The following is a 6,349-nucleotide window of genomic DNA, read 5'->3' on the forward strand; positions in this document are numbered from 1 at the left end:
GGTTTTTAAAGTTAAGATCGCTTTCCCAGCAGCTCATATATATATCGTCCCGTCAATCACCAACATTTTTTATACAATTGGTTGCTGACTGATATTGTTCGGACGATAAGAATTTGAATATCAAATTTAAAAATGAAACAATTTGCACAAGAATGGAATAACTTGCATTACCACTTCAAATCTAACCATAATTAGCGGACAGCTGACAACTAGCGCATCATTAGGTTTTTGAAAATTATTATCTAATGCAAATTAGAGGTATTCTGTATAAGAAATCAACCTATTATTATACGGATGTAATGCACTAAACATTTTGTTCTCCTTACTCTATTAAGTTCTTTTAAATTTCTTATTAGGATCGCGATATCGACAGTCATCATAGATTTTTAACCCAAATCTTTTTCCTCTATCATCAAGTAATGCCATTGTAATAATATAAGGGTCGCTAACAGGATAAAATATTTGTCCATTTGTCCATTTGTCCATTTGTCCATTTGTCCATTTGTCCATTTGTCTATGATAAATTTTGTCATACTGATTAAAATCTATTTTTATCGATGCAGATTTAATCCAATCGAAATAAATATTTTTAACTTTTAACAGATGATAAAGAAGCTCATTAATCGAGAGGTAATTTGAGAAAATACGCTGTATTAGGTGAAACAGTATTATTTAATATATTAAAGTTAAGTAAATTTATATTATTTTTACTAGCAAATTTATATAAAAAACTTAACGCACAATAGCCTTAAAAATCATTATTTCGACTATTTAAGGAACTAAAAATTCCACGTGCTATATCAAGTAATTCCCGACGACGAGCCATATAGCTATTTGTTCTTTTTGTAATAAACCATGCACAATCCTGATATGTTTCCGTCTTAAGCAAACCTAACAGCGTACTATCTCGATGGTTAATCTGCGCTGCCTTGATGGTAAGTTGTCCATCACCAGTTAAGCGGGCTTGTTGGTGTGTCCACTCTTGACTGGTTACTACGGCATTAACAGCCAAAACAAAAACCACGAGTAAAACCCTGCGAGAGACGTCACAACGTCATTATACAGTTGGCTATGTCAGCGTCCGGCATGAACCTAAAGCCAACGAAACTCGCACCCACTATAGCAAACTTCCTGTGCTGCCCTAAAAGGTAATTGGTTAGAAGAGGCAGGATTTACCACCCGACAACCTGTCACCATTACGGCTAAAAAGGACAAGTTAATTCTCCAACTACGAAATAGATCGCATAGTTAGTAAATAATTTTCAGTTCTGCGATAAAGATCGCAGAACTGAATCAAAACAATCAAATTGATAACACAGCTATTGTAGCTAAACTAAGATCTCCATTTTTTGTAAATTCAAAATGTAGAGTATAAGACCCCATATCATATAATACCCAAGAATTTATATAACCGAGAAAAGGACTTTGCTCATTTCCTCCTTTATTTGATGGATTACCTAATAATTCAATAATCATTTTTTCAGTATAATTAGCATCTATTTCTCTAAATAATTTTCCTTTATATATCGAATAATTATTTTCTACCTTAAAAAAAAATTGAATATGATTTAAGTGTTGTTTTCTAAAACCAATAAGGATACCTGTTTGAAAAAATTCATAATATTTAGTTTGATCTGGATCATTATATTCAATAGGATCCTCAGAAACTTCAGGTTTTTCACCAATAGAGTTTTCTAACTTCAAAAACTCTTCTGATATTTCAGCATATCCTAATGCATTAACAAACTTTTGCCATTCTATCATTATCAATAAATCCCCATTTCTTTATTACGAGACAACTTGCTCTTGTCTTCTCAGATCACAAGCCGCATCATCAACACCCCCACAATGGGTATTGATAAATACTTGTTCAATTCTATCTGAAACTTCTTTTTTATCTCACTCTGTCAACCACGGATCTTTATTCAATAAATTATTTTCCACCGCATTTTTACTCGCCAGTCCTCTCAGTGACAGAGTTCGTATGGGGCTTTATTTGGATAGAGAATTTGGCTAATAAAATAAGGCAAGCGAATTTTTATCCTCCTCACTCCGTTTGCCTCAGCTAAGACACCATTATCTTGGCGCTTTGTCACTACTGTTTTTAAATTTAAATGTTTTTATTTACTAAAGAATTTTCTTTAGGCGTCGGCATTCCAAAAAACAAATACACACTCCGATAGGAATCCCCATAAGAGATGATTTAAATATGAAATATATATATTCTATTTCAAATGGAAATTCATTATTTTTTATATAAACATACACACCACAAGTAGCATAGATAACTGATAGAGATAAAAATATGCAAATAGAAAAAATCAAACAACTTCCGAATAATAAATAATATTTTTTAATCATTTTTTACCTCACTTTTAGATTTTGATATTTTATTGATCAAATAACCAGCTTGTTCGGTCATACTTGAAGAAACAGCACTACCACCATTAGCAGGTATAGTGCTTTGAGGAGCAGGCTTACTAATTGTCCATATTCCAGTTAGGATCTACTCATATTGTTTCGAAATTGGATTATATAGTTTTTCTAATGGACCTTGAAAAATTCTTCCTCCAATATAACCAATCCCTGAACTAATTGCTCCTACTACTGCGCCTTTTAATGGATCTTCATCTTTTAAATGAGTTGATCGATATCTTGCTTTTGTCCTTTGCTGTTGTTGATGGTAAGCTTGCATTGCTTGACCGCCGATTTGGTGGTACTGTTGGCATGACCGCTAATAAGATTAGGTGATAGTGTTAACTGCCACCTAATAGATAAAAACTTTATAAGGTGTATGTCAAATTAAGTGAAATTCATTAAAGATTAGCATGCATAAGGCACTAGATGAGAGCCTTCTAATCCGTTATACATATCAATAGCGTCTTGCCCTTCGGCAATAAATTCGACATCAATGGGATCGGGTGGATTGTTGGGATCATTATAATCGCCTTCTAAAAATATCTTATATTGCTCCAGAACATATAAAAGCTGCTCTCTGGTCATTATGACTTGTTGTTCTTCAACGTATTCTGTACCAATAAAGACGTAATCTCCCGTTATTAATACCCAATGCGCATTACCAATACCAAACCAACCATCTGGTGCTCGGCTGTTTTCTAAATCGGTGAGATTGTTAATCCAGATATTGACGGAGTTAATTGAAGATTGGAGTTCTGTCGATAACCAAGAAGCTATTTCACATACACCACGACCTTGCTTAGGAGCAAATCGCATATTTTCACTATATTCTCTTCCTGAAGGTGAAAATTTTTTATAATCTGGTATCCACCAGTAATAAATTAGTCTATTCATTATCTATTCTTACCTTGATATATTGACCAAGCAGTTGCCCCTGTGCCATTTGTTTTTTTATAAAAACCTCCTATTTTCATTCCACTTGAAGATGTTCCTATCCATTTTTCAGGTTCATCAACTTTAGGGGTAGAGTTTCCAAAAGGACTTTTAATTTCCATTTCCGTCTGACGCTTAGACCAACGTTCAGGAAAGAACGTCGTTTCAGCCTGTTTTTTATAACATTTTCCTGTTGCTGGATTTCTAACAGAAATATATCCTTTTTGGACACCATTTACATCAGCATGGCCCCATTTATCTACTCTAATGTTAGGTGGGGATCTACGTTAAAACTTATTGATTACGAAAAGCTAAAGCATACTCTTTAGACTTTTTTAATAGTCCTTCCTCAAATTTTTTCCATTGTTCTGGGTTTGATGTTGATTTGTTGATTATCGCTTCTATAAGTCCTGTTGCAGTAGCATTAGCTAATCTATCATCTGAAGATGATATTCCTTCCTCTATCAATTTGAATAAATATTTTTTATCTATTTCATCAAGGTTATCAAATTCATTTAATAAACATTTTCCAATATTTGAAAACAATACCGTTAAGGGAGGGAATTCTGGTTCCCAATATGAGTAATTTTTATTTATTTCACTTTCAATAACAACAGATAATATCTTAAATTTATTTGTGAAATCAGTATAATTAAACATTTGTATTTTCCTTTCAATACATTTTGTAAATCTTTTAAAACATTTTCAGCGGCTGCTCTATCGCCACTGGGTGCCATAGGATTTCTTTTTATCCAATCTTGTAAAGCTCTTGAATAATCTTCAGCTTTTTGAGAATATGTTTTCCCTCCAACACTTTGCCCTGTAGATAACTCGTGACGAACTGCATCAGCTGTACTTCCCCTTCCAATTTTTGCATTTTCCCTATATGGATCGTCAAACAAACCTTACAATTGTTTATCTTTTACAATGGATTTTTCCATCTGGGAAATTGTTTTATCTTTATATTTTTTATAATTATTTTTCACCGCATTTTTACTCGCCATTCCGCCAGCGACAGCATCGGCGATTGCTGAACTTCCTAAATTGGTGTTTAAACTACATCACCACTACAGTTTTTTGTAAGTAAATAGTTTATTTTTTATGTTTTAAATATATTGATATACGACACAATAAGTAATACAGCAAGTAGGCTTTATTTACTACAATAGTACATAAAAATAATAATGGCTAAAGTACAAGCTAAACAAAAATGAGGAATCAAAAAATTAATTATGGAAATTTATTGACAGAATTAATTGTCACTTTTTAATAACGAATACTCTAATATAGGGTAGGATTGTCAGGTTAACTTTAAGCTACTACATATAAAGTATCACCATTTTTTCTAAATTTTGTCAAAGTATCTTCTAGTAAATTTTTGCGAAATTATATTTACTTAGTATAAAAAATAAAGCCCTACATTTGCAGGGCTTCTTATAATATTTTCTTTTATTTTAATTGATCATATATCTTATAAATATCATATTTCAATTTCAAAACATTATCTTTTTCGATGCCGTGAATCGTTTCAAATTCTTCAGAATCGACACATACACCCGAATATATCTCACCAATAATTGAGCGTATAATATAAAGCTCATCTTTCGATAAAATTACTGTTGATTGCTCATTATCTAATTGAATTAATTTCATTCTATTTCCTCTATTCTGGGTTTTGGTGCCCGGTGTGCTGTTTGATGATGGTCGCAATTTCTGGTGCCAGTGCCCCTGATATTCCGCCCGCTATATTGCCACTGATTATGCCGCTGATAAGCTTAATATCTTTCTTCTGCGTTTTGCCGTTATTTATGATAAAACAAGGAAGTAATAGGTTAAACAATAATTCCCACTTGTTTAGACGGGGATTATTCTTTATTTGGAATAACGATCTCTTAATTTATTCATATAAAATTCAATTGAATTTTTATCATTCTGATGCACTTTAATATAACTATTTGATATCAGCTGCATTAGTTCAACAAAGTGTTAAGGAGATATTGTCGAAGTTTCATAATCTCCAACTAAAAAAGATACCTCACTAAAATCTTTTGGATCACTAAATCCTGATCCAAAACATATTCAATTCCTTCAGAAACAACAGCAACAACTCCTCTTGATGCATCGTAGATAAATTGTAGAAAATTCATTTTACGTTCTTTATACATTATTTCAATTAGACGATATAAATCTACACCATCATTTTCTATCATTGTTTCTTCAATGTTTTTTAACCATTGTGTATTATCTATCATTTTTTATTCCTCTCTGCCATTGTAATAAATGCATTATTTATTTTCTTATTTTTTACATCATGAGTCACTTTAAACCAGTAACCATCAATTTTGATGTCATGTACGTTTTTTGTTGGATTAGATCGGAAATAATTCTCTGCTTGTTTTGCCGCTCTATTTGACATTCCAGTAAGCGGTTCGGGTCTATCTCGCCAGTTCGCGGGTCTATGGTTTCGGGGTACTGATCTTTGGGCAGTTGTTTTGTAACTCTATCATAACAAAATTACAAATAGCAAAATAAAAACCACACTATTTAAGTGGGGAAAATTAAATTAACTCAATAAATCTCGGCTAACATCTCCTGTTTCTAAAAACTCTTTAAATGCTTGGATTACCAAAGAAAAATTTTTGGTGGTAGATGCAATAGCAAACGGTTCACCTAACATGGGAATAAATTCTTTAGATCCTGATTCATCATTAAATGTTCTAACTTCGATATCACCATCTTCCATACTAGTTGCAAATAAGATTAGATACCTTTTACTATCTGAATATAGACTCATTTTATATGGTTTTAGTTTTTCTTCTTGATTATTAAAAAGAATCAATGTTCCATTTTTATCTCTAAAATTTGTCAAATAACTCATCATATCATCTATAGATGGGTTTGTAATAATAGGTAATCGAACACTATCATTATCATTAATTTTAAACCCACCATAGATTTCATAAATTATTTTCATCACTTAACCTCTTTAATTGATTTC

At 32.1% G+C, this 6,349-nt stretch carries 13 protein-coding genes and 1 pseudogene; 1 reads left to right on the forward strand and 13 read right to left on the reverse strand.

All coding sequences use genetic code 11. The features are described 5' to 3' along the window. Window positions 1-330 precede the first annotated feature (330 nt). Together O970_RS09895 and O970_RS06765 are read right to left on the reverse strand one after the other, a co-directional pair. Window positions 331-510, reverse strand: coding sequence for a hypothetical protein (locus O970_RS09895; RefSeq protein ID WP_166667092.1), 180 nt, complete (start codon window positions 508-510; stop codon window positions 331-333). Window positions 511-748: 238 nt separating this feature from the next. After that, window positions 749-1,024 carry a hypothetical protein gene (locus O970_RS06765; RefSeq protein WP_024496365.1) on the reverse strand — a complete coding sequence of 92 codons (276 nt, stop codon included), beginning with the start codon at window positions 1,022-1,024 and terminating at the stop codon, window positions 749-751. 156 nt (window positions 1,025-1,180) lie between these two features. Between O970_RS06765 and O970_RS10330 the strand changes: the two are divergent. Beyond that, window positions 1,181-1,252: pseudogene (locus tag O970_RS10330) on the forward strand (hypothetical protein); the annotation flags it as partial. A gap of 50 nt (window positions 1,253-1,302) precedes the next feature. Here the strand turns inward: O970_RS10330 and O970_RS06775 are convergent. The 11 genes from O970_RS06775 to O970_RS06810 all read right to left on the reverse strand — a co-directional run bounded on the left by O970_RS06775 (window position 1,303) and on the right by O970_RS06810 (window position 6,325). Then, the gene (locus tag O970_RS06775; protein WP_024496366.1) at window positions 1,303-1,764 is read right to left on the reverse strand and encodes a hypothetical protein; all 462 of its coding nucleotides are present in this window, start codon (window positions 1,762-1,764) and stop codon (window positions 1,303-1,305) included. 742 nt (window positions 1,765-2,506) lie between these two features. Continuing rightward, window positions 2,507-2,695: a hypothetical protein gene (locus O970_RS06780; RefSeq protein ID WP_024496367.1), complete on the reverse strand. Its 189-nt coding sequence runs from the start codon at window positions 2,693-2,695 to the stop codon at window positions 2,507-2,509. A 128-nt stretch (window positions 2,696-2,823) separates the two neighbouring features. After that, window positions 2,824-3,312, reverse strand: coding sequence for a DUF5376 family protein (locus O970_RS06785; protein WP_024496368.1), 489 nt, complete (start codon window positions 3,310-3,312; stop codon window positions 2,824-2,826). Then, entirely contained in the window at window positions 3,312-3,620 is a 309-nt protein-coding gene (locus O970_RS06790; RefSeq protein ID WP_081685283.1) for an EndoU domain-containing protein, read from the reverse strand. Before O970_RS06790 ends, O970_RS06785 begins: the two co-directional genes overlap by 1 nt. Window positions 3,621-3,645: 25 nt before the next feature. Continuing rightward, a complete protein-coding gene (locus O970_RS06795; protein ID WP_024496369.1) occupies window positions 3,646-4,011 on the reverse strand; it encodes a hypothetical protein in 366 nt (121 codons plus the stop codon). After that, window positions 3,945-4,253 (reverse strand): type IV secretion protein Rhs, encoded by a 309-nt coding sequence (locus tag O970_RS09900; RefSeq protein WP_166667093.1) that lies wholly within the window; start codon window positions 4,251-4,253, stop codon window positions 3,945-3,947. Before O970_RS09900 ends, O970_RS06795 begins: the two co-directional genes overlap by 67 nt. A gap of 3 nt (window positions 4,254-4,256) precedes the next feature. Continuing rightward, the gene (locus tag O970_RS10335) at window positions 4,257-4,379 is read right to left on the reverse strand and encodes a VENN motif pre-toxin domain-containing protein (protein WP_420885470.1); all 123 of its coding nucleotides are present in this window, start codon (window positions 4,377-4,379) and stop codon (window positions 4,257-4,259) included. Between the two features lie 421 nt (window positions 4,380-4,800). Beyond that, window positions 4,801-5,004: a hypothetical protein gene (locus tag O970_RS06800; protein ID WP_024496370.1), complete on the reverse strand. Its 204-nt coding sequence runs from the start codon at window positions 5,002-5,004 to the stop codon at window positions 4,801-4,803. Window positions 5,005-5,372: 368 nt separating this feature from the next. After that, on the reverse strand, window positions 5,373-5,603 hold the full coding sequence (locus O970_RS06805; protein ID WP_024496371.1) for a hypothetical protein: 231 nt from the start codon (window positions 5,601-5,603) through the stop codon (window positions 5,373-5,375). Next, window positions 5,600-5,767, reverse strand: a complete 168-nt coding sequence (locus O970_RS09905) for a hypothetical protein (protein WP_166667094.1) — start codon at window positions 5,765-5,767, stop codon at window positions 5,600-5,602. Before O970_RS09905 ends, O970_RS06805 begins: the two co-directional genes overlap by 4 nt. 147 nt (window positions 5,768-5,914) lie before the next feature. Beyond that, on the reverse strand, window positions 5,915-6,325 hold the full coding sequence (locus O970_RS06810; protein ID WP_024496372.1) for a DUF6911 family protein: 411 nt from the start codon (window positions 6,323-6,325) through the stop codon (window positions 5,915-5,917). Window positions 6,326-6,349 lie beyond the last annotated feature (24 nt).

This window comes from Candidatus Schmidhempelia bombi str. Bimp (genome assembly GCF_000471645.3).
In the GTDB taxonomy this organism is placed as follows: domain Bacteria; phylum Pseudomonadota; class Gammaproteobacteria; order Enterobacterales; family Orbaceae; genus Utexia; species Utexia bombi.